The 22,127-nt window shown below is 37.1% G+C and carries 17 protein-coding genes and 3 pseudogenes; 4 read left to right on the top strand and 16 right to left on the bottom strand.

All coding sequences use genetic code 11. The features are described 5' to 3' along the window. Window positions 1-84: 84 nt before the first annotated feature. The 4 genes from ACHABW_RS21770 to ACHABW_RS21755 all read right to left on the bottom strand — a co-directional run bounded on the left by ACHABW_RS21770 (window position 85) and on the right by ACHABW_RS21755 (window position 4,032). Window positions 85-1,188, bottom strand: coding sequence for a Gfo/Idh/MocA family protein (locus tag ACHABW_RS21770; protein WP_435758529.1), 1,104 nt, complete (start codon window positions 1,186-1,188; stop codon window positions 85-87). 115 nt (window positions 1,189-1,303) lie between these two features. Then, window positions 1,304-2,044, bottom strand: coding sequence for an oxygen-insensitive NADPH nitroreductase (nfsA, locus tag ACHABW_RS21765; protein ID WP_435758527.1), 741 nt, complete (start codon window positions 2,042-2,044; stop codon window positions 1,304-1,306). Window positions 2,045-2,071: 27 nt separating this feature from the next. Next, a complete protein-coding gene (locus ACHABW_RS21760) occupies window positions 2,072-3,403 on the bottom strand; it encodes an NtaA/DmoA family FMN-dependent monooxygenase (RefSeq protein WP_435758525.1) in 1,332 nt (443 codons plus the stop codon). Window positions 3,404-3,606: 203 nt separating this feature from the next. Beyond that, the gene (locus tag ACHABW_RS21755; RefSeq protein ID WP_435758523.1) at window positions 3,607-4,032 is read right to left on the bottom strand and encodes a MarR family winged helix-turn-helix transcriptional regulator; all 426 of its coding nucleotides are present in this window, start codon (window positions 4,030-4,032) and stop codon (window positions 3,607-3,609) included. Between the two features lie 351 nt (window positions 4,033-4,383). On the opposite strand from ACHABW_RS21755, the gene ACHABW_RS21750 reads away from it, so the two are divergent. Continuing rightward, window positions 4,384-4,743, top strand: coding sequence for a winged helix-turn-helix transcriptional regulator (locus tag ACHABW_RS21750; protein ID WP_435758521.1), 360 nt, complete (start codon window positions 4,384-4,386; stop codon window positions 4,741-4,743). Between the two features lie 285 nt (window positions 4,744-5,028). Then, window positions 5,029-5,665 (top strand): annotated as a pseudogene (locus ACHABW_RS21745) (alpha/beta hydrolase). A 296-nt stretch (window positions 5,666-5,961) separates the two neighbouring features. On the opposite strand, the gene ACHABW_RS21740 reads toward ACHABW_RS21745, so the two are convergent. The 7 genes and pseudogenes from ACHABW_RS21740 to ACHABW_RS21710 all read right to left on the bottom strand — a co-directional run bounded on the left by ACHABW_RS21740 (window position 5,962) and on the right by ACHABW_RS21710 (window position 12,620). Further along, complete coding sequence (locus tag ACHABW_RS21740; protein ID WP_435758519.1) at window positions 5,962-6,240, bottom strand: NUDIX domain-containing protein; 279 nt, start codon at window positions 6,238-6,240, stop codon at window positions 5,962-5,964. 205 nt (window positions 6,241-6,445) lie between these two features. Then, a complete protein-coding gene (lpdA, locus tag ACHABW_RS21735) occupies window positions 6,446-7,840 on the bottom strand; it encodes a dihydrolipoyl dehydrogenase (protein WP_435758517.1) in 1,395 nt (464 codons plus the stop codon). After that, window positions 7,830-8,699, bottom strand: a complete 870-nt coding sequence (locus ACHABW_RS21730; RefSeq protein WP_435758515.1) for an alpha/beta hydrolase — start codon at window positions 8,697-8,699, stop codon at window positions 7,830-7,832. The genes lpdA and ACHABW_RS21730 overlap by 11 nt, the downstream gene beginning before the upstream one ends. 59 nt (window positions 8,700-8,758) lie before the next feature. After that, on the bottom strand, window positions 8,759-9,361 hold the full coding sequence (locus ACHABW_RS21725; RefSeq protein WP_435758513.1) for a TetR/AcrR family transcriptional regulator: 603 nt from the start codon (window positions 9,359-9,361) through the stop codon (window positions 8,759-8,761). Between the two features lie 1,347 nt (window positions 9,362-10,708). Then, window positions 10,709-11,779 carry an NAD(P)-dependent alcohol dehydrogenase gene (locus tag ACHABW_RS21720; RefSeq protein WP_435758510.1) on the bottom strand — a complete coding sequence of 357 codons (1,071 nt, stop codon included), beginning with the start codon at window positions 11,777-11,779 and terminating at the stop codon, window positions 10,709-10,711. A gap of 53 nt (window positions 11,780-11,832) precedes the next feature. Next, window positions 11,833-11,997: pseudogene (locus ACHABW_RS21715) on the bottom strand (uridine kinase); the annotation flags it as partial. Between the two features lie 167 nt (window positions 11,998-12,164). Further along, window positions 12,165-12,620, bottom strand: coding sequence for a DNA topology modulation protein (locus tag ACHABW_RS21710; protein ID WP_435758535.1), 456 nt, complete (start codon window positions 12,618-12,620; stop codon window positions 12,165-12,167). Window positions 12,621-12,771: 151 nt separating this feature from the next. Here ACHABW_RS21710 and ACHABW_RS21705 point away from each other — a divergent pair, with 151 nt between their 5' ends. Both ACHABW_RS21705 and ACHABW_RS21700 read left to right on the top strand, forming a co-directional pair. Then, window positions 12,772-13,371 carry a hypothetical protein gene (locus ACHABW_RS21705; RefSeq protein ID WP_435758508.1) on the top strand — a complete coding sequence of 200 codons (600 nt, stop codon included), beginning with the start codon at window positions 12,772-12,774 and terminating at the stop codon, window positions 13,369-13,371. 703 nt (window positions 13,372-14,074) lie between these two features. After that, window positions 14,075-15,096, top strand: a pseudogene (locus tag ACHABW_RS21700) (transposase); the annotation flags it as partial. A 367-nt stretch (window positions 15,097-15,463) separates the two neighbouring features. Here the strand turns inward: ACHABW_RS21700 and ACHABW_RS21695 are convergent. The 5 genes from ACHABW_RS21695 to ACHABW_RS21675 all read right to left on the bottom strand — a co-directional run bounded on the left by ACHABW_RS21695 (window position 15,464) and on the right by ACHABW_RS21675 (window position 21,828). After that, complete coding sequence (locus ACHABW_RS21695; protein ID WP_435758506.1) at window positions 15,464-16,432, bottom strand: sugar ABC transporter substrate-binding protein; 969 nt, start codon at window positions 16,430-16,432, stop codon at window positions 15,464-15,466. Between the two features lie 325 nt (window positions 16,433-16,757). Then, a complete protein-coding gene (locus ACHABW_RS21690; protein WP_435758504.1) occupies window positions 16,758-17,777 on the bottom strand; it encodes a LacI family DNA-binding transcriptional regulator in 1,020 nt (339 codons plus the stop codon). A 550-nt stretch (window positions 17,778-18,327) separates the two neighbouring features. Further along, complete coding sequence (xylE, locus tag ACHABW_RS21685) at window positions 18,328-19,749, bottom strand: D-xylose transporter XylE (RefSeq protein WP_435758502.1); 1,422 nt, start codon at window positions 19,747-19,749, stop codon at window positions 18,328-18,330. A 184-nt stretch (window positions 19,750-19,933) separates the two neighbouring features. Beyond that, window positions 19,934-20,755 carry a sugar phosphate isomerase/epimerase family protein gene (locus ACHABW_RS21680; RefSeq protein ID WP_435758500.1) on the bottom strand — a complete coding sequence of 274 codons (822 nt, stop codon included), beginning with the start codon at window positions 20,753-20,755 and terminating at the stop codon, window positions 19,934-19,936. Window positions 20,756-20,805: 50 nt separating this feature from the next. Further along, a complete protein-coding gene (locus ACHABW_RS21675; RefSeq protein ID WP_435758498.1) occupies window positions 20,806-21,828 on the bottom strand; it encodes a Gfo/Idh/MocA family oxidoreductase in 1,023 nt (340 codons plus the stop codon). Between the last annotated feature and the right edge of the window lie 299 nt (window positions 21,829-22,127).

The raw sequence follows: 22,127 nt of genomic DNA, 5'->3' as shown, positions 1-22,127 counted from the left end.
TGTACTGATCTTTCCTTTCATAAAAGGAAATGACCGCCCCTTCTAAAAATTGCGGTCATTTAATCGCATAAATCCTAAGAGGTTTTATAAATACTGACGTTCTCCAGTTTGTGCTGCTTTTTCCACTGCATCAAGCAGCTGATGAAGTTTTACTGCATCCGCAAAACTAGGTGTTTGGGATGTTCCTCCTTGTATATCTTTAGCAAACTTACTGTGCGCCTGAGCGACATTCAGAACAAACCCTGCATCGTTTTTAAGCGAATCTGGTACCCAGTAATAAGCATCTGGGATCGTTAATTCATGAAGTTCTGGATCAGTAGGACCTGCACCTCGCAATTGGTGTGATCCAAATTGAATGGAAGCAGGTGCATTGAGTACGATTGTTCCATTGTCTCCGAAAATTTCAAGAGTAAGCCCTGTTTGGTGCTTAACTCCCCCTTGTATTTGAACGCTAGCTGCTGCACCGTTGGTCAATTTTCCTGCAATCAGTATTTGATCATCTGTCGTTTTTTTAATGACTTTTTGGATATCCACCAATTCGACTTCAGGGAATTGCTGCGCCGTGACAGCTGAAAGCTCTTTAAATTCTCCAAGCATATAGGTAAATGCATCAAGATTATGTCCGCCTACAATAGTGAGCAGGTTCCCTCCTATCTTCCGATCAAATAGGTACGCATTAGCCTTGTCAGCCACGCCCCCCATTCCATCAATAGAGATCTTTAAATTGGCTGACAAAACTTTTCCAACATAGCCTTCCGCTAACAAATCTTTCACATAATTGATGGCTGGAGCCTGTCTGGCCTGCAATCCAATCGCATTGGTCAATTGTCGGGACTCCACCCAATCCTGCATTTCGAGCGCTTCAGTGGTATTTGATCCCAAAGGCCATTCACAATAAATCGGTTTTCCAGCAGGAACAATAGCTTTTACTGCATCATAATGTTCCTTTACGTTGATGCTAACGACAACCATATCCACATCAGAATGTTGAGCCAAATCTTCCACTTTATCAAAAGCATGAGTTGCCTTGAAAGCATCAGCGCTTTTCCTGGCACTCTCCATATTGCTTGTCCCAACTGCTTTAAGTTCAAGCTCATTCAGATGCTCCATTGCTGGTATATGTGTCCCTCTAGCCCATCCGTTATTAATTGATCCACCTATAATACCTGCTCGTACTTTTTTGTTCATGTAAAACAACTCCTTTTTTATAATCAATCTGTAAAACATTGTAATTTTTAGCGCCTGTTATCAAACCACCCACATAAAACGCTTAACAATAAGTGCCAAACCGTTAAAAAATTATCTACTTTTGAGCAAAGCCTTGTTTGTTTAAATATTCGAGCATGAAGGGCAGTCTGCTTCTTTCTAAATGATCCTCAATATGATCTGTCCAACCATTTACTTTCTTAACTGTGAAAGGTGCGTTACTAGGACGATTTCGGTAATATTCGCGCATCTGTTCGTCATAAGTTCTTAACTTTTCTTCATCCAGTGGTTGATACTGATTATCAAACATTACCATTGATTGAGGTAAACGTGGTTTTAGTTCAGGTTTCTCTCCAGCAGGATGGCCGATGCATAGACCAACTAGAGGAACCACATGTTTTGGTAAATTTAGTATCTCAGTCAATTCTGTAATATTAAGTCTTATTCCACCGATATATACACCACCGAGTCCCATTGATTCAGCTGCAGTTAGAGCATTTTGAGCCATAATTCCAGCATCGAATGATCCTATTAAAAGGTATTCAATATACTCAAGGTCTATCTTTGGAGCAATCTGATGATTCCGGTTAAAATCTGCACAGAAAATCCAAAACTCAGCAGCATCTTCAATATAAGGTTGATTGGCAGATAGTTGCATTATTTTTTTCCGAAGCTCTTTATCGGTAATTCTGATGATAGAAACGGCTTGTAAAAGGCTGAACGAAGACGTTTGATTAGCTACCTTAAATATTTCATCCCGCTGTCCCTCTGTCAGTGGTTGATTGGTAAAAGAACGAATGGACGTATGATTAAGAAGTAATTCAAGTGTATTATTCATTTGGACCTCTCCTCTATTAATTTTTAACTATTCCAGCCTTCCGTATTGATAAGGAACTCCCATATTTTCGCGAAGTGTGTTTCCTTCATACTCCTTATGGAACAAACCGCGATCCTGCAAAATCGGGACCACCATGTCTACAAAATCAGCAACTCCATCATAGGCTATATCCGGAACAACAGAGAAGCCGTCACATGCACCGGCTAAAAACCATTCTTCCAAGAAGTCAGCAACTTGTACGGGGGTACCTGCCACAACCGGATGATAGTTAATAACCCCGCGGGCAAGGACATCCCGAATGGATATCCCTTGTTTCAGCAGCTGTAAAGCTCTGTGGGAACGGGGATCCATTGGGTTGGCATATGCTTTTTTCAACATATCAGTTGCTACCGGTTGATCAATATCTACCGTGTTCACCGATAGTGATAAACCAACCATGGAACCGAGATAACTTACCCTGCTTGGAATCTCCTCAGGATTAAAACTCATCAGCTGTCTTCGCCGTTCCAACGCTTCTTCTTCTGTAGAGGCTAGGGAAAAAATAAAACCTGTAAACATTTTGATGTCATCGGGATTTCTGCCAAAACGAGCAGCACTTTGTCGAAGCGCTTTCCTGTGTTCTCGAGCAGACTCTATATCATAAGGATTTGCATAGACACCAGAAGCGTACCTCCCCGCCAATTCTAAGCCTTCTTCTCCTCCGCCTGCTTGAAAAATAACGGGCTGACCTTGCTCAGAAGGGGGGATTGGTAAAGGACCACGAGATGCATAATGCTGCCCTTCAAGGTTGATAGGCTGAATTTTGTCCATGTCGGCAAATGTTCCGCCTTCTACATCTAACGTCCAAGCGTCTGATTCCCAACTCCCCCACAGCGCTTGAACAATTTGTACGGATTCATGAGCCATGGCATATCGTTCTTTGCGACTGGCAATCTGAGAACCAAAGTTTGCTGCAGCTGCTGGGTGAGATGTGGTGACGGCATTCCACCCTACTCTTCCATGACTTATCACATCTAGTGCTTTGAACTGACGTGCTACGTTATATGGATAATTAAATGTCGTTGAGAGGGTAGCAACAAGCCCAATATGTTTCGTTTCCCTGGCTACAGCCATTAGTGCTAACATAGGATCCATCGGGTGCATCGGAGACTGAAGACCTAAGTCATTGGATAATCCAGGAGTATCGGCGATGAAGATCATTTGAAATTTTCCTTTTTCAGCTATTTTACCCCGCTCCACATAACTATCCGTATTTATATAAGCTGCTGGGTCGGTACCAGGCATTCTCCAAGCGCTGAATTCGACTCCGTACCCAGAAACCATTTGTAGAGCTAGTTGCATTTCTTTTCTTTTATTCATGTATCTCTTCTCCTTTATTTAAAATAGGATTCAAGTAACCAAACGAACCTAAAGTAGATTATTCCAATCGCATTTTAGTAGAACGAAGAAAACTAAATAATATTTAGCTTGCTAAATAATTTACTAATGATTACCAAGCTAGTAAATAATCGATATAGAAGCACCTAATACTTAGCATGCTAAATATTAAACATAGAGAAAACTTAGAACAGGTTTCTCTCCATTCGCTTCATAAGTTCCCTTAATAATAAACGTTCTTCCGCTGAAATCGAATGCAATAATTTTTCTTGCTCCTGTTTCCATTTAAACTCAACCGGTTTCTCTAATTCTTTACCTTTGTCCGTTAGATAAATTCGCATAACCCTTGCATCTTCTTCATCGCGCTTACGGTAGATGAACCCATTTTGCTCTAGTGATTTAACCATATTAGTTACCGTAGGCGGCTCGCATTTTAAATGTTCACATAGTTGCATTTGTGTTATTCCATCACCTAACCACAAACGAGAGAGTAAATTATCCTGGCCTACGTAAAGATTAAGTTCTCTAAGACTTTCACTATAATTTCGACGCGTTTGAAACGAAATTTTATCTAACGACTGACGAATATCACAATCAACTTTATTGTTCATAGATAAGCCTCCGCTAATCATAATATATTTAGTAGGCTAACTATATCATGGTAAAATGCTGCTGTCTATTTATCTTAAGGGAACTACTCACATTATAATGGGCTGAATTCATTTAGATAGAAGGTCAATAGTATGAACCCAACAATAAGATAGTACCCTGGATTCACATCACCTGTTTCACACTGAAATGTTCAGATTCTGTTTATTACATTCGTTTCCCTACCAACTTGTTGTATTGAGTAATTTTGTTACATACACTACAATAAAGCTAATTCTCATTTTTTTAAAGAAGGCAATAAAAATTGCCTTAGTACATTTTTTTGTACTTAATAGCAAAAAGTAGGTGAAAAGATGGCTAGAATATGTACAGAAGGATTTGAAAAAGAATTTATAAAGGAACAAAGAGAAGTATACGGGATTGCCTATACCCAAAATATACTTTCCGGACGATGGAAATATCTCATTCTTTGGTTCTTAAAACCTACAGAACGTCGTTATAATCAAATTAAAACTTTTTTAGGGGATATTTCCCAAGGTTCTCTTACAAAACAACTTCGGGAATTAGAATCAGATGGTTTAATTAATCGGAAGGTTTTTCCAGAGGTACCTCCTCGTGTTGAATATTCATTAACCTCTAAAGGCGAAGAATTCATGCCGATTATCGATTTGATGGAAGAATTCGGGAAGAAATTTGGTGAGCAAGTAGACTAATCAATGTGTCTTCCCGAACGTCTACTCAGGAGAAAAACCAGTTTGGATCTGCACGAAGAGAGCTGTGCAGGGTTCACTAAATGCATATTTAAGACATGTAAATGAGCAATTCCTTCTATAGGAGGCTGCCGAAACATAAAAAGATTGCTTACACATCTAGCTTTGCTAGGTAGTATAGGCAATCTTTTTTTTAGAACATTCCTTGGATTTTGATGTTCCATTTAACATAAAATAGCATCCTCAACCGCCTTACATGATTTTTCGATAACCTTTACTACGAGGAGGATGGTTGAGCGTATGAGAGTTACTAATAAGATGATTGATAAACAACTGCGTATTAGAGGAAAACTCTATAACCTTTTAATAAAGAAATCCAATGAGGTCAAGTACATAAAATTCATACATACCATCAATAAACAAATGGAGAAACGGAAAGGAAAAGAAATTGAAGGATTACACTTTAATGAAGAGTGGATTACACGTGAGGATGGCACAAAATTGCGTATCTGTTATAAGCCGCTTAATGCAAAAAAGGATGTGCCTGGAGTCCTTTGGCTGCATGGTGGAGGTTATGCACAGGGGATGCCCGAATTGTTCGCAGACACTTACAAACGATTAATTGAAGCGAGTGATTGTGTAGTTATAGCCCCTGATTATCGTTTATCAATTGAAGCACCATGCAACAGAACTAGGCATCAGATCTAATCAGCTCATTGTCAGTGGGGAGAGTGCTGGAGGAGGATCGACCGCTGCCCTTTCTCTTTATGTCCGGGATAAAGGAGACATAAACATAGCTTTTCAAATGCCATTATATCCGATGATCGACGACCGAATGATCACAGAATCAGCTAAAGAAAATAACGCTCCAATTTGGAATTCCAAAACGAACAGATGGGCAATGAGTACGTTTGCTTCGGAGTAAGGTTGTACTGTTCAGCAATCAATGTTAATTTATCAACTTTTTCAGAATAGCGCCTGATTGTTGCAGATAGAATCGATAGGGAAAAAGGCAACTAGCTACTAACGCTAACTCGTTACTTAAATAAGGTTTCTACTTTTAATGCAACCTCTTTTGGTCTAACATCAATAGAAAATAGTCTTCCTACGTCTCCCTATCTCTAGTTTCATCCGAGTATTCCTCACCTGTTCCAGTACCGAAAGTTCCATCAATGATTTCTGCAGTAAAAAAGTATTGAATTCCATTAAAATTAACTTTAGCTATACATTCTTTAATATTACCTGCACTCCTAATTCCTCTAAAGCCCCCCTTTTAGCAGTTTGGTCAGGTGTTTCTCTTTCTTCTATTCCACCGCCTGGGAAAACATAATATATTGAACCTTCTCTAACCCTTTCGAGAAATTGAGTGTCACATTGGACTAGTCTAGCATTATGAGTATTAGACTGTTGACCTTGATATTTCTCTAATAAAACTTCATCTCTATGTATTACTATAGTTGCTGCTCCACTACAAATGACTTGATTATAGGTATTGGTCACATGGTCTAAAACCCCAACCTTACTATTAGGGCAATCTGATGTTGCTTTGGAATAAAGGTTGATTTAAATTATTCTTCAAACATTGATTTAGCAAATGAAAAGAACCCATTTTGAACAAAGATTGATCAAAACAGGTTCTGATTTATGGATATTCCTATTTATATTAACAAATAGTTTAATCATTTCGGCATTCGAAGTATATCTATTATGCTTTCACAACATGAATTGGTCTCCCTATACTTACCTCTGCAGCTTCCATTGTAATCTCACCTAAAGTTGGGTGAGCATGGATTGTTGATGCGATATCTTCTGCAGTCATACTCCCTTCGATCGCAAGACCCATTTCAGCGATCATATCAGATGCACCAGCACCTACGATTTGAGCACCGATTAATAAGCCATCTTCTTTACGTGCAACAAGTTTCACAAAACCTTCTGTTGCGTTTAAAGCTAATGCACGACCGTTTGCTGCGAATGAGGATTTCGCTGTTTTCACTTTAATACCTTCTGCTTTTGCTTGCTCTTCGTTGTAACCAACAGTTGCAAGTTCTGGATCTGTGAAGCATACAGCTGGGATTGCTAAGTAATCTACGATTGATTTTTCGCCTGCGATGGCTTCTGCTGCTACTTTACCTTCATAAGATGCTTTATGCGCAAGTTGCGGACCAGATACGATATCACCAATTGCATAGATGTTTGGTACTGAAGTACGGCATTGTTTGTCTACTTTTAGTAACCCGCGTTCTGCGAATTCGATGCCTACTGCTTCAAGACCCATTTCATCTGTATTTGGACGACGACCTACAGTTACTAATACATAGTTAGCTTCAATTGTTTTCTCTTCTCCGCCAGCTTCATACGTTACAACTACACCCTTATCATTTTCTTCTACGCCTTTAGCTGATGCGCCAACAACAACTTCTACGCCTTTTTTCTTTAAGCTTTTTTTCACAATTTGTGTCATTTGCTTTTCAAAACCAGCTAAGATGTCTTTGCCGCCTTCAATGATTGTTACTTGAGAACCTAAGTTAGCGTAAGCAGAACCTAGCTCAGTACCGATGTAACCACCACCGATGACAACTAATTTTTCAGGTACTTCTGATAAAGAAAGTGCACCAGTTGAGTTGATTACGCGTTCAGTGAATTTCAATGTTGGAATTTCAACCGGACGAGAACCTGTTGCAAGGATTGCATTTTTGAATGTGTAAGTTTGTACGTTGGCGCCGTCGATGACACGTACAGTATTTGCATCTACGAAGTATGCTTCACCGTTCACAATATCGATTTTGTTGCCTATTAATAGACGTTCAACACCGTCTACTAATTTAGAAACTACGCCTTTTTTGAATCGTTGCACTTTTGTCCAGTTAATATTTACATCTTGTGCAACAACACCCATATCATCTGAATGCTTTGCTTGCTCAAAACGGTGACCTACTGAAATCATCACTTTTGACGGGATGCAACCGACATTTGAGCAAACTCCTCCTAAATACTCTCTCTCTACAATCGTTACGTTTTGCCCCATTTTAGCAGCGCGAATAGCCGCCACATATCCTCCTGGACCTGCACCAATCACAAGCGTATCACTATACTTCATCTACTACATCCTCCTTATTGCTTGCTATAAAATGAAAAACGTTATCCCAAAAATAGTTATCTTTTATACAATTGTGATGACCTTTTGTTTCAACTTTAATTACTTGTTTAAAGTTGCTATCATTTAATAGGACATCCACATTTGAAATCGGCACTTTTTGATCCTGAATAGAGTGTATAGCAAGAGCTGGAGACTGTTGGTTTTTCAATATTTTTTCTAGATACCATTCTCTTCTAGCTTTTGAAAAAACACCTCCTCGTAATAAAAACCAACTGATCAATAGCCAGCCAAATGGAATATAAGGTAGTGTGACGTTTCCAGCCATTGATTTGCTAATATTTTTTAATGATGTAGGCATTGAATCGGTAATAAGCGCTTTTATTCTCGAATCAGTGGCATTCACAATACTTGCAGCTGTCCCTCCCATTGAATGCCCTAAAACATAGATTGCTTTACTATTAATATCTGGCCTCTCCCCCACATAATCAATCATGGATGTGATACTTTGGACAAACGATTCAATACTCACTTGTTTTTGTATTGAATCACTTTGCCCATGACCAAGAACATCCACAATTATGACGTCATAACCGCTAGCTAATAGAGGATCGACATAACGTAACATGTCTGATTTATTAGAGCTCCATCCGTGTACCAGTAGAAAGCAACCTCTTGCTCTCTCACTTTTAATAAGCCATCCTCGAATTGTCCCAATACCAAGCTCAATTTCAATGTTTTCATAAGTAGAATTCGGATATTTTTTATCCTCTTTCAGTTTCGGTGTGAAAATATGACGAATGATATAGCTCCTCAAAAATAAAATAATTACTACGAAAGCAATGAATAATAAAAATTTCATAATAACCCCCCTCCAAAAAGGTACCAAACAGTCCCTTTTTAATTATAAAAAAGGCGGCTTTATTGCCGCTCAGTAGCAATCATTGAAATATATTGCCTCAAATTATTTATTATGATCTTCGTTAATTGCCCATCTTTCTTTAATCGGTCTAATACGAGTCCACCTTCAAGTGTTGACACAATATATATCGCAGTGTCGTATGGCTGTAATGACTGCTTCAACTCCTGATGCCTAATACCATCCTCTATAATTTTCACCATCCATTTTATCAACATATCCATTGCTTCATTAATCGATGGCAGTAACTCACTCATTTCTAAATCATCCATTTCTATGGCTGCGTTAAAAATAGGACACCCACCTACTATCGGTTCTCCTTCACTTAATTGTAAAAAGGCCTCCACAAATGCGATTAATTTGTCCGTTGCATTCTCGTGTTGTGAAACACTCGTCATTAAATGATTTTGCATAATTTCGGTAGAAAAATGAAAAGACTCGACCATCAGCTGTTCTTTATCCTTAAAGTGTCGATATATCCCCCCCTTTTGAATATTCGTTTCCTGAATAATGTCACTCATCGTTGTTGTCATGTAACCTTTTTTGTTAAAAATCGTAGCAGATTTTCGAATAATATTACGCCTTGTTAATTCACCTTTTTTCATTTATACCCCCCCTAAAGATACCAATCGGTCTCTTTTAATATATAGGAAATCAGATACTAATTCAAGAACTTTACAACAAAAACTAAATACACAGCTGTATCGAGACCGACGAGTCTGCATTACAAATAATGTAGAATACTGCTTAATATCAGGTGGATATATCCATTACAGGATAATCAACGATTTTACTTTATTGAGTTTAAAGAACGCACAAATCTGTAATTTTGAGATAAAGTTTGATCAAAAATACCTTGCAAACTCATATTTTACGATAAAAAAATGAACCCATTTGAAAAAAGATTATCAAAATGGATTCTTCTCCAGCAGATTTAAGTTTCGTTGTTATAAAAAAGCTTGATCATTTTCTACCTACGTTGTTCCGCAATCGCGCCTGATCGGAAGACCGTTATTGAAGTAAAGCTAACCCTTTACTTTAAGTGAAAAACTTCACAAGGAATGTATAGACACTGGAATACTTCGTTAGTTTAATATGTTATTTCTCCTGATTCAATAAGGATTAAACCTCTATTTTTTTTGCTTACGATATATGTAATGTACTCTTTTTGAAGTTTTAGTAGCAAAGACCATTAAGATAGAAGTATAAATTGTAGTTAACACTAATCCAACTATCGCACTATAATACATTACATTTAATTTTTGAATAAACTTAAATTTCAAATTAACCACCTCAATATCATTATCTCCATTTAATCAACTTTATATTTATGAAATTTTTCTTTCATTAACCCTCCTCGTTAGTTCAATAAAAATTGTATCACCTTATTGTAGGATTCTCCCCAATACTTTAAGTGAAAATATTCACAAACTTTCACATTTTCTATTATCAATTTAACATAAATTTCCAATTCATTTTCAAAATATTAGGAACTACTCTTCAACAAACTGGCCCTAACACAAAGAAAGGGCGCAATTCTTATTACAGATTTGCGCCTGATTGTGGAATACCAAAGAGTTTCTATTAGCTGGTATGGAATATATACAATGTGTTTTTAACCCAATTCACTTTTTTTCTCTGCGTAGATACTAACCTAAAATAAAAAATAAAATTACACATATTAAAGTCGTTGTTGACCACGATAATCTTGGAACGAATAGTTGAAGGAAAAAGTAAAGACAGGTACAAAGTAAAGGGACATCATCACTAGGAACGTCTCACAATATTCCCATAATCACGGTATGTCAGAATCATCGAGCTATACGGGAACCGGTTCACCTATAGCTAAATTAATGTTATATAATCAGGTAACTAAAAATAGCACCTTTCAAACAGCTTGAAACTGCTTGAAAGGTGCATTTCGCATTTCAATTTCTTACCTTTTGAAATTATTAATTCATTTTTAAAACAGGTTTAATAACTGAACCATTCTCTGATTCTTCAAAGGCCTTATTTATTTGTTCAAAATCATAAAATTTTACTATTCGGTCAAATGGAAATTGTCCCTTTTTATAGTAAGAAATCAATTCTGGAATAAATTTTTGTGGAATTGCATCACCTTGACTGGTTCCTACAAAACTGTTACCTCCTAGTGCTAAGATTTCCAAAGGTATATTAATACTATAATCAGTAACGACAGTAGCTAGTTTTCCAAAAGTATCTAATGACAGGATTGCTTGTTCGATTACCATATCTACTCCAGTAGTATCAAGAACATGCTGCACTCCTGTCCTAGTAATTTCTTTGATTTTTTCTGCAACATCTGCATCCTTGCCACTATTTATAGTAGCTGTCGCACCCAACTCTTCAGCAAGTTCTAAGCGATTATCATGGAGATCAATTGCAATAATATTTTCGCAACCTGCAATTTTAGCAGCCATAATCGCACTTAATCCAACGGCCCCGACTCCAAATACCGCAATCGAACTACCTGCTTCAGGTTTTAGCACATTTAAAACAGTACTAGCTCCTGTTTGTAATCCACAACCTAGGGGAGCCGCCAAAGCTAAGTCCATATCCTTATCAATTTTTACAACATTTCTTTCGTTAACAAGTGAGTATGTTGCAAATGAAGATTGTCCAAAGAATCTGGAAACCAATTTATTGGTATCTTGATCTATATGACTATTTAAATTAAGTTCAGCATAATTCCTGCAATGTGCAGGGTGATTAGCTAAACAATTATCACATTTTCCGCAACTTGCAAATGAGACAACCACATGGTCTCCTTTTTGCAATTCAGTAACTTCAGATCCTATCTCTTCAACAATTCCAGCGCCTTCATGACCAAGAACTGCGGGTGGATTGACCATACCTGTGTCTCTCCCTGAAACATCAGTATGACAAATCCCGGACGCTGTTACTTTTATTAAAACATCTTTCGAACCAAGTTCAGGCAATTCAATGTCAGTGATTTCAAAAGGTTGCCCCGTTTTTGGGGTAACTGCAGCTTTTATTTTCATAATTCTATTCTCTCCTTATATAAAGTTTGTATCTGCCTTCAAAGGGCAACTCATTCGTGGGAATGTCGAAGATAGTCTATCTTGGTTCCTCTTTCTGCAATATCACGAGTAGAACTTCTCTCTAACTACTTTTCCCCATCCGTATAAAAATAAACTTTCAATTCAAATAAGGTTAAATCAATAAAAGCGACACTAATTCCTCCGACAATCGTTTGTCTCATTAAAGATGTTACTCCGCAATCTGGCCCTATACACAAAGAAAAGGCGCAATTCTTATTACAGAATTGCGCCTGTTTGTTGAAGAAATAATCGTAGGAATTAGGTACTAAAAGGCAGCTTGCTTATTAAACTAACGCTCACCCGATAGTTGAATAAGCTTGAGTTATTAAACTTTTCCTAAAAACTTTTGAACTTCTTTTGGTGATTTTAAAATGATAATTTGTTTATCTTTAGACAATTGTTCCAGTCTTTTTAATATTTCTGGTCTTTTAGTTTTTGGATAATTCCATATCCATTTTAAAAAATTCAAATCAAATCTTTCTTCACAACCTTCTCCCATATCTGGTCTTGTTTTATTTCGGTACTGCATCATTCTTTTGAAAGCACGGTAGATACAAAGTGTTCTATGAATATCAAGGAGGATTATAGTGTCTGCTGCATTAAGTCTTATATCTATTGTGCCACCATAGTTTCCATCAATAAGCCAATCTTCGTTCCTCACTAACTCATTTTGAACTTTTCTTTGTTCATCCTTTGGAACACCTACCCAATTAGGTTTCCAAAATAAAGCATCTAGGTGGTAAACCTTTATTTTTAACTTTCCCCCTAATTGCCTTGCCAGTGTGGATTTCCCTGAACCACCTGAACCAAAGGAAAGGTGGTGATCTCTAAACGAGGAAGGTCCCGCCTACGGCGCTTTCTTTACTTAGCAACATTAAGCTATTATGTATGGTATCATTCATAATATATTTAGAATGAGGAGGTAAATTTTTATGATTAGTAAAAAGTTATTATTTCTCATTATGTTAATACTTGCTTTGCATTTATTAGTTGCATGTACTAGTGACCAAAGCAACTCTATTACCGAATCAAACAATTCGGAATCAAAAGTTTATAATCCAGTATTAGAAGAAGAACAATACAATGGTCAAAATTTAGAATTTGGTGTTATTGGGGAAGAACCTGATATAAGAGAAGAACAAGTAAATTTTGTATCCATAAGCTTTGAGGAGTTAAAAAATATAAAATCCCGAAACTTCGATGGGGTATTTATTATGGAGAGTTATTTACCAAAAGCAGCAGACGAGGAATTCAGAAAAATATATGAGGAAATAACGGTTCCGACTTTTTTTGTGGGCTCCAAAGCAAAAGCAGTTCCATTTATGAATCTTAATAATCAAATATCTTATGAAGAAAATATAGACAGGATTAATGATAGTGGGACTTATATTTCAGGCCTTTGGTATCCAGAATCAGAAACTATCACTTTTGAATTCAAGTATCCAATTGAAGATAGCCAATTTAACAGAAGTAGGGTTGAAGAAATTTATTCTGCGGTATTTAAAACAGTTGAATCAGAAGTTAGACAATAATTCCTAATAATTCATGGTGGAGTGTAAATAACCGCGGTAGCATAAGGAAAATACGGATTTACTACAAAGTAGATATCAATATAAAAAAACTGATGGATAAGTATTAAAAAGATGGAAAAAGACTAAAAAACCATAATGTATCGTAAACTTAGACCAGTCCCAATGAAAAGTAACGGATGATTATTAAAACTATTTACAAAATCATTAATCATCATAAACTCAACATCCTACTTTAAGGTACTTGCAAACATTACTTTTCTATAAATTCTGTAAAATATCAAAATCCATTAAAAACAATTTACTACATTTATATCTCTATACCATAATCTAGCCTAATACAACAAAGAAAGGGCGCAATCCTTATTACAGAATTGCGCCTGATTGTTGCATATATGATCGATAGGAATTAGGTACTAAAGGGCAGGCAAGTAGCTTCTTGCACTAACGCACCCTTCGTATTATAAGGTTAGCCAGAATTTACTGGTTAACCTTATTTTTTTTTTAGGTATTATCATTACAGTAGCCGGGGCAGAACGTCCGCACCCGTGGGGCATTGACCCCATAAAGTAAACAGTTCGCCCCCTACTTGTATAAACATGTTTGAGGCTGGTTGGGACCTAGATCTCGTATAACAAGAGAAGCATTGATAATACAAGAAGGATTAGGGGTACCGGCAAATATTTTATTTGGGAGGAGATATTCTATGAATCGAGTCATAGGTCTGGATGTATGAAAAGGAGAAAGCCAGTTCCAAGCGTTCTTAGAAAAAGGAAAGCCTTATCGTAAGAGCTTTAGTATTGCACACGACGTTAACGGTCTTTAGTCATTAATTGAATTATTTAGAGAAGTTGAGAATCAAACAGGTCAAAAACCGCCCATTGTGCTTGAAGCTACAGGTCATTATCACATACCTGTCGTTCAACATCTAGAACAGTTTCAGTATTTGTTGATTATCGTAAATCCATTGATAGCTTATAAGGAGCGTGGGATCCAGTTACTAAACCTACGCTAACAAGATAACATGACATGACAACGTAACTGGAATGTATGTGCAAACAAAGATTCAATTCCAAGCAGTGCTTGATCAAATGTTTCCTCAATACAGAGGTGTGTTTGGTGTTTTATATTCCGTGGTATCATTGCTTACTCTTAAAGAGTTTACATCATCCAAAGATATATTAATTACTGATTAAGGTCACTTAACTAACAAGATTGCAGAATACTGTACAAGTCGTGCCGAAAAGTGGGCAATAGAAAAAGCTATGAAACTTAAAGATGCAGTAGCACGAATCATTTACAAGGACACTATCAAAGTCACATTCTAAGCCTTGGTATGTATATTTACTTGCTTCTTCAATATAAAGAGCATCTATCAAAGCTAAAGGCAGAAATAGACGCTCTATCAAAAGAAAATGAAGAATTTAATATTATCAAATCTATCCCTGGAATCGGAGAAAAATCGCTGCAACGGTTATCTCTGAGTTTAGTGAGATAGACCGATTTAGTCACCCTAAGAAGCTTGTAGCTTTTGCTGGACCAGATCCAAGTGTCTTTGAATCTGGTAAATTCTCAGCCACCAAAAATCGTATAACCAAAAGAGGCTCCAGCAGGCTTAGACATGCGTTATATACAGCAGTACGTTGCGCTATTCGTGACGCTAGCAAAGTCAAAACGAGTGATGAAATCATCCCTCGAAATAAGAAATTACGTGAGTTCTTTGATAAAAATCCAGAAAACATTCCAAGATAAGCCTAAAAACTATATCTAACTAAATAATACAAAGCCTTCCACTGAAAGAAAGCGGAAGGTTATTTGGCATGCGTAAATTATTAAAAACACTCAAAATCACCTTCTAGACTTATCTTTTTTTATTTTGTTTGTGCTATTGATTGCTATGACTTGGACCTAATATATATTCCAAACGTTTTACCTTAAATATTTTATGTCCACCATCTACATATCAAGATTAGCGACAAATCCTAGCGCTAGCATCTTTTAAAGAAAATGGATTATTTTAATTCTATTGGACCCAGTTCCTCGATTTCAAGGAATTCTTTGACGTATACTCGCCCATGTGCAGGATATATTTTCTTTAATTATCTTCAATAAACTCATCTACATTTTCTTGATTGACTAACTGAAACGGAATCATCACTGTCTCTACTTCTTCTTTATTCGCTGCTTTTACAGCGAGTTGAACACTAGTAGTTGCTTGACCTTTCGCATCTTGGAAGACGGTTACATCAAGTTTTCCAGACTTCATCAAATCTAATGCATCTGGTGTGGCATCAATTCCTGCAACCGTAATTTCATCTAATTTCCCAGCTGCTTCAATCGCAAGTAATGCACCAATGGCCATTTCATCGTTGTTCGCAACCACAGCGTCAATTTGCTGACCGGCTTGGAGCCAGTTTTCCATCAGATTCATCCCTTCATTTCGAGACCATTCTGCCGTGCTTTGTAGCACTACTTCCATGTCTGGATGCTCATCAAGAATTTGCATGTTTCCTTCGGTTCTTTTAATTTGCGCTTCATGTCCTAACGTTCCATCTATAATCGCAACGTTCCCATTTCCTTCTAACTGCTTCGCCACTTCTTCCATTTGCATCAAACCGGCTTCAAGAGAAGAGGAACCAACAAAGGCTGTTGCTTGATCGACTTCCTCAAATGTCTGATTCACGACAATAATAGGGATCTCTACTTCATTAACTCTATTTAAAATATCAGGTGCTGCCACTGTATCTACTGGCATAAAAATAATTGCATCAACATTTCGAGTAATAAAGTTTTCGACTTGATTCATTTGTTTCGAACTGTCATCTTGGGCATCAGAAAAAACAAATTCAAAGTCTGGGTGATTTGCTGCTTCTTTATTCATGGCATCATAGATAAATGTACGGAACGTATCACTAACACTTGAAAGAGAAACGCCTATGACCTTTTTGTCTCCGCTAGAACTTTCTGCTTCTGATGATGTCCCTTCTCCTTCACCACAAGCAGCGAGCATAAATACCATTACCAAACTTAGAATCAATGAAAATACATTTTTGTTTACCATCATAATACCCCCTAAATTAATTTTTATTACTTGTAATGTGTGACTACCGATCTAAAACTATCTTAAGTGATCACCTCCTTTCAATGGATTGCTTAATTACAGTAAAATCTACATATACTTGCTATGTATGCGCTACCAAATTAAATTAACTGAATTTTGTGAAACCATAATAAATTGAAATATATTAGAAATTGTTCTCAATTTGTAATGTTCGTTAAATCAACTAAAGTCTCCTTAACTTCTATACTGCGTTTAATTGAACCAAGATAAATACCGAGACACAAGGGCACTTACAAAAATTTAGATTGTATCTCGGTATTTCAAAACGTTATTTCTTTGATAGCGATACGTTTCGTTCACTTGCTGTTCCTCTAATTATCAGTTCTGGTGACATTACAATACGTTGTTTCAATTTCTTAGGATCCTTAATTTCTTCAACTAATAGTTCAACTACCTTCTCTCCCATTTCTTTTATTGGTTGTGAAATAGTAGTTAACTCAGGATGGCACATATTAGCAAGGATTGAATTGTCAAATCCAACAATGGATATGTCATTTGGAATATCTAATTCTAATTCACGTGCCCCTTTCATTGCTCCGATTGCCAAAGGCTCCGTTGACGCAAAAATAGCTGTGGGAGGGTGTGGTAATCCCAATAATTCAACTGTTAAATCTTTAGCATCAGTAAACGTCGTATTATTAAGTGAAACTAACCCCTCGTCATACTTAATCCCAGCTTCTTCAAGAGCTTGTTTGTAGCCATCAAGTCTAGCTATCGTGACCGGAAAATAGATATCCTCAGTGACCATGGCAATGGTTCGATGTCCAAGTTCGATTAGATAAGAAGTTGCTTCATATGCGCCCAAAAAGTCATTTACTACGACTGTATTCACATCAAATGAGGGCACTTCCCTAGAAAGTAAAGCGACAGGGATATCATTATTTAATAATGTCTTTAGAGCTTCCGTATTTTTTAATCCCGTCGCAACAATAATTCCATCAATGTATTTCTGCTTTAAAATGGAGACATATTCCATTTCCTTTTCTAAATTATTATCAGTGCTGCAAATCATTAAACTAAACCCATGTTTTCTCCCGTAATCCTCTATCGTTCTGGCGATTTCCGCCATAAACGGATCCGCTATATTTGGTATGAGTAAGCCTATCGTTTGAATTCTTTTCTTAACCGAAGCTGCTACACTAGGTTGATAATTTAATCTTTGCATCGTCTCTTCAACCTTTTTTCTTGTTTTCACTCCAATACTCCCAGTTTTATTAAGCACTTTTGATACCGTTGAAATCGCAACACCTGCCTCTTTAGCAACATCGTATATGGTGGCGTTTTTCATTTCCATTCCTCCTTTCCCTTTGGAACCTATTCATAAATTTTAATCTTTTTTACTGCAGATTAAAATTACCAGATTTGAGCAATATTTAGAGCGGGTACTAATGAACACAAATCACTCTTGAGAAAGAAGATTAATGCAGTTACTAGTGAACCATTTAGCAGGATTCTCTTTTATCCAAGAAGAAACAATGAAACTTGCACCGATAAGACCAATTTTGTTTTCTCTCACCTGTTTCTCCTTTTAATGTTTCAAAATCCTCAAAAGTGTTAACGTTTACAAAATCATAATCACTCCCTTAAGGAAAGAACTTTCCTTTAATTTCAACTTAACACCATGATCACAATCCTGTCAATAACAAATTAATTCTTGTTAGGAATATTCAAACAAAACAAAATAAGGACTATTCTTCACGAAAGGTAAGGAAAATGCTGATCCAATCTAATAATTGTTAATCAATCCCCATCACCTTAACATTAGCGATAGGAAAGAGAAAGACCTTTCCAAAATAACAAAAAAATTACAGTTTTTTTGTTCAGTTTGACGCAAACGATTACAAATCAATCTTTTTATGACGCACACCAGCAACTGGTTCATCAGATTGCCAATGTTTTTCAATTTCCTCAAGCGATTTCCCTTTTGTTTCTGGTACCCATTTCCAAACAAATACAAAAGAAAGAATACACATCAAACCATAAAAGCTATACGTCATCACACTGCTAAGTTCCAATAATGAAGGGAATGTTGATGAGATAAGTAAATTACAGCTCCAGTTCGCAACAACGGTTATAGCCATAACTTGACCCCTGATTCTATTAGGGAAAAGTTCAGAAGCTAGCACCCACACCAGTGGGCCAAACGATAAATTATAGAAGGCTGCGTAAAGTAAAATGAACAGCAATGCACTGATACCCATTGTCTCCTGAGCTGACAAGGCAGCTATCCCAAACATTCCAACTGCCATACCAATCGAACCTATTAAAAGCAGGGGTTTTCTTCCCCACTTATCTACAAGTGTAAGAGCTATAAAAACAAAGACAAGGTTCACTACTCCAAGTAATACCGTTTGCATCATGGAATCAACTGCACTCGCTCCCATATTTGCAAATATACGCGGGGCGTAATACAAAATAACATTAATCCCTATTAACTGTTGGGCTGCAGCTAATAAAACCCCAATAATCACGACCTTCTTTCCATATGAAAAAATCTTTCCTTTAGGAACATTTAAAGATCGTTTGACATCATCGTAAATTTCTTGTGCAACTTTTTTCGAACCATTAATTTTCACTAAGGTTTCCATTGCCTCGTCATCTCTATTTCTCGAGATTAAATAACGAGGTGTTTCAGGCACTAAAAAGAGCAGGAGAAAGAATACCAATGCTGGAATTGCTTCGGAAGCGAACATGTATCTCCAGCCAAGATCGTGGATCCAGCTAGTACTTTGACCAGCTACAATTCGCCAGTTTACAAAGTAAACAACTAATGTACCAAAAATAATTGCTAGATTATTTAATGTTACTAATCTCCCTCTAATATTTGCAGGAGACGTTTCACTAATATATAACGGTCCTAATCCCGAAGCCAGTCCAACACCTATCCCTCCCAATATTCTATAGATGTTAAACATAACGAATATGCCCAGTGTCGGCTCATCCTTTGTGAAAAAGAGGAATTCCGGATACGCTGATAGCAATGCCGAAATAAAAAACAATCCAGCGGCAACCATCAGAGAATTCCTACGGCCAATACGATTCGAAAGAATCCCACTAATTAATCCACCGATAATACAACCAATCAAAGCACTGGAGACTGTTAACCCATGGAATAACGTACTTAAACCAAGCACATCTATAAAATAGACTTGTAACGACTGCTCTGCACCAGATATAACAGCCGTATCGTACCCAAACAATAGACCACCCAATGCCGCAATGACGGTTAAATAGATAATATACTTCAAATTTCGCTTCAACGTACTCCACTCCTTCTTTTGATACTGTAATAAGATATAGTCAACATTCCGTATATTGGAAGTTGTATTACAGTTTCAATGACATCCCCGACCTTAACGTCAATCATAGACGTTGAGGTCGAGCATGCCAGCGCTTTCATTTTTTTAAAAGGTGGCAATGATCAACAAAAACGTTTCTATATCTCTACCTTATAGCAGCTTCCCATACTTTTAGTTGTTTCAGGGAATTTCTATAGTGACTAACAATTTCGTCTAGATAGTTTGCATGTTTCACAGGTGTAAATGGATTAGGCCCTTCCACCACCATTTCCATAATAATGGGTCCTACATAACCAATTTCATCCAAAGTCTTGATATGACCTTCTAAATCAGCATGACCATCACCGATCCCTTGTCTATTTGAATCAGCAACATGGTAGACCCCTAACTTATCTCCAGCATCCTTAAGAGCCTGAATAGGACAAGTTTCCTCAATATTCATGTGGTACGCATCTAATAGAACTTTAAGGTTATCACTTTCAACTTCATTTATTAACGTTAACGCTTCTTTGCCTGTTACAATTTGGTGATTTTCATAACGATTTAATACTTCAAACACAAGTTCCATGCCATGTTCTTCCGCTTTCTTTAGTACCTCCTGCGTACTAAGCACAAGCAATTCCCAGTCTTTCGTTAGATCTCCACATCCCTGAGTCTTCCCAACATTGCCATGCAAACACATTCGCTTCGCACCGAGCTGATCTGCCCAACTTACTAAATCTAAGAAGTATTGAACGGCACTTGAGCGAACTGTCTCATCCGCACTTGAAATATCTACATTATCAGGAGTGATAGACAACACTTTTAAGTCATACTTTTTTAATACTCCTGCCAACTCTCCAGGGTCCTGTGACAGATCCCCTTGAACTTCAACTCCATCAACACCAATCTCCATGGCGAGCTTACATTTATCTTCAAAATCAATATCCCCAAACGTCCATAAGCAAAGACCATAATCTCTATGCATTTCACATCCCCCTCCATTGTGTTTGTAGTGAACTACAGGATTTTTTTGAACTATTTAACTAATACGAGACTATCTAGTTTAATTGGACTGTTCGTTTTCACAGACTCAATACTAGCTAATGCAATTTTAAGCGCCCAACGTGCATCTCTAGCCGTCGCATATGCTGGTTTATTAAGAATAATGCAATCTGTAAAGCTTCTTAATTCTTCCACATAAGCATCAAACAATAACTCTTGGTCATAACGAGATGTATCGAAACTTACACCATGGTGATTATACCTCGTCAAACTTGATTCACGGATTCCACCTACAGTCAGCATGCCTTTTGATCCAAACACTTCCGCTCGAACATCATACCCGTAAACTGCTTGAAAGTTTGCATCCGCTGTTGCGATTGCCCCATTATCAAACTTGATTGTTACAGATGCCGTATCTAAAAATCCACTCTCTTTTAAATCTCGTCGAATCAATGCATCAGCAACCGCATATACCTCAACTGGTTTTGCACCCGGATTTAAATACATTAGTGTATCGAAGTCATGAATTAACGTTTCAAGGAAAATGGTCCATTTAGGAATTGCTTCCGCTCTATTTAACTTTGGATCTCTAGTCGTCGATTTCATTAATTGCGGTGTTCCAATGTTCCCTGCTTTAATATCTATATGAGCGGATTTAAAGCCTTTTTCAAATCTACGATTAAAGCCAACTTGAACTAACACACCACTTTCCTCTGCTGCATGAACTACCTCATTCGCTTCTTCTAAAGTAACTGCCATAGGTTTCTCGCAGAATACCGCTTTCCCTTGTTTAATAGCTGCAAGTACATTGCTTGCATGTGTACGAGCTGGAGAAACAATCACAACTGCTTGAATTTCTGGGTCTTGAATTAAATCATCAGGGTTTGTATAGGATTTAGCTTCTCCCCCAAAATGCTCTACTAATTTATCAGCCGAACCTGGAACAGGATCTGCAACCGCATACAATTTAGCTTGAGGTAATCGATGCGCAATCGTCTCCCCATGAAAAGCTCCCATCCTTCCTGCACCGATCAAACCAATATTTATTCTATCCATAAACATACCTCCACAATTTTAATATATCTTCACAAACTTTAGGAAAGGTCTTTCCTTATTTATGATCTTAACTGATCTAATTATTTTAGTCAAACTGTTTTTTGAATTTTCTTTTTAATCTCCTCCACGTAATAACACTTTATTTTTGTTATAACACCAGATTTTATAAGGAAATTCACCAAGAGAGGTTTGGTGAATTTCATTTCTTACTGTTCTTTAAAAATATTTTTTAAAGAAAGACCTTTCCTAAAATCATTTGACAACGGATAGGTTTTGAACTTTTTCTACTAAATCAAGCA

Origin of the sequence: Salipaludibacillus sp. CF4.18 (assembly GCF_051262595.1) — a bacterium.
GTDB classification, from domain to species: Bacteria; Bacillota; Bacilli; order Bacillales; family Salisediminibacteriaceae; genus Salipaludibacillus; species Salipaludibacillus neizhouensis.
Note: the sequence above shows the minus strand (reverse complement) of the source record. Positions and strands in the feature narration are given on the sequence as shown.

What these genes read in the sequence shown, in the direction of transcription:
- ACHABW_RS21770 (WP_435758529.1), bottom strand. Translation starts at nt 1,188, where the DNA reads ATGAACAAAAAAGTACGAGCAGGTATTATAGGTGGATCAATTAATAAC.
- nfsA (WP_435758527.1), bottom strand. Translation starts at nt 2,044, where the DNA reads ATGAATAATACACTTGAATTACTTCTTAATCATACGTCCATTCGTTCT.
- ACHABW_RS21760 (WP_435758525.1), bottom strand. Translation starts at nt 3,403, where the DNA reads ATGAATAAAAGAAAAGAAATGCAACTAGCTCTACAAATGGTTTCTGGG.
- ACHABW_RS21755 (WP_435758523.1), bottom strand. Translation starts at nt 4,032, where the DNA reads ATGAACAATAAAGTTGATTGTGATATTCGTCAGTCGTTAGATAAAATT.
- ACHABW_RS21750 (WP_435758521.1), top strand. Translation starts at nt 4,384, where the DNA reads ATGGCTAGAATATGTACAGAAGGATTTGAAAAAGAATTTATAAAGGAA.
- lpdA (WP_435758517.1), bottom strand. Translation starts at nt 7,840, where the DNA reads ATGAAGTATAGTGATACGCTTGTGATTGGTGCAGGTCCAGGAGGATAT.
- ACHABW_RS21730 (WP_435758515.1), bottom strand. Translation starts at nt 8,699, where the DNA reads ATGAAATTTTTATTATTCATTGCTTTCGTAGTAATTATTTTATTTTTG.
- ACHABW_RS21725 (WP_435758513.1), bottom strand. Translation starts at nt 9,361, where the DNA reads ATGAAAAAAGGTGAATTAACAAGGCGTAATATTATTCGAAAATCTGCT.
- ACHABW_RS21720 (WP_435758510.1), bottom strand. Translation starts at nt 11,779, where the DNA reads ATGAAAATAAAAGCTGCAGTTACCCCAAAAACGGGGCAACCTTTTGAA.
- ACHABW_RS21705 (WP_435758508.1), top strand. Translation starts at nt 12,772, where the DNA reads ATGATTAGTAAAAAGTTATTATTTCTCATTATGTTAATACTTGCTTTG.
- ACHABW_RS21695 (WP_435758506.1), bottom strand. Translation starts at nt 16,432, where the DNA reads ATGATGGTAAACAAAAATGTATTTTCATTGATTCTAAGTTTGGTAATG.
- ACHABW_RS21690 (WP_435758504.1), bottom strand. Translation starts at nt 17,777, where the DNA reads ATGAAAAACGCCACCATATACGATGTTGCTAAAGAGGCAGGTGTTGCG.
- ACHABW_RS21680 (WP_435758500.1), bottom strand. Translation starts at nt 20,755, where the DNA reads ATGCATAGAGATTATGGTCTTTGCTTATGGACGTTTGGGGATATTGAT.
- ACHABW_RS21675 (WP_435758498.1), bottom strand. Translation starts at nt 21,828, where the DNA reads ATGGATAGAATAAATATTGGTTTGATCGGTGCAGGAAGGATGGGAGCT.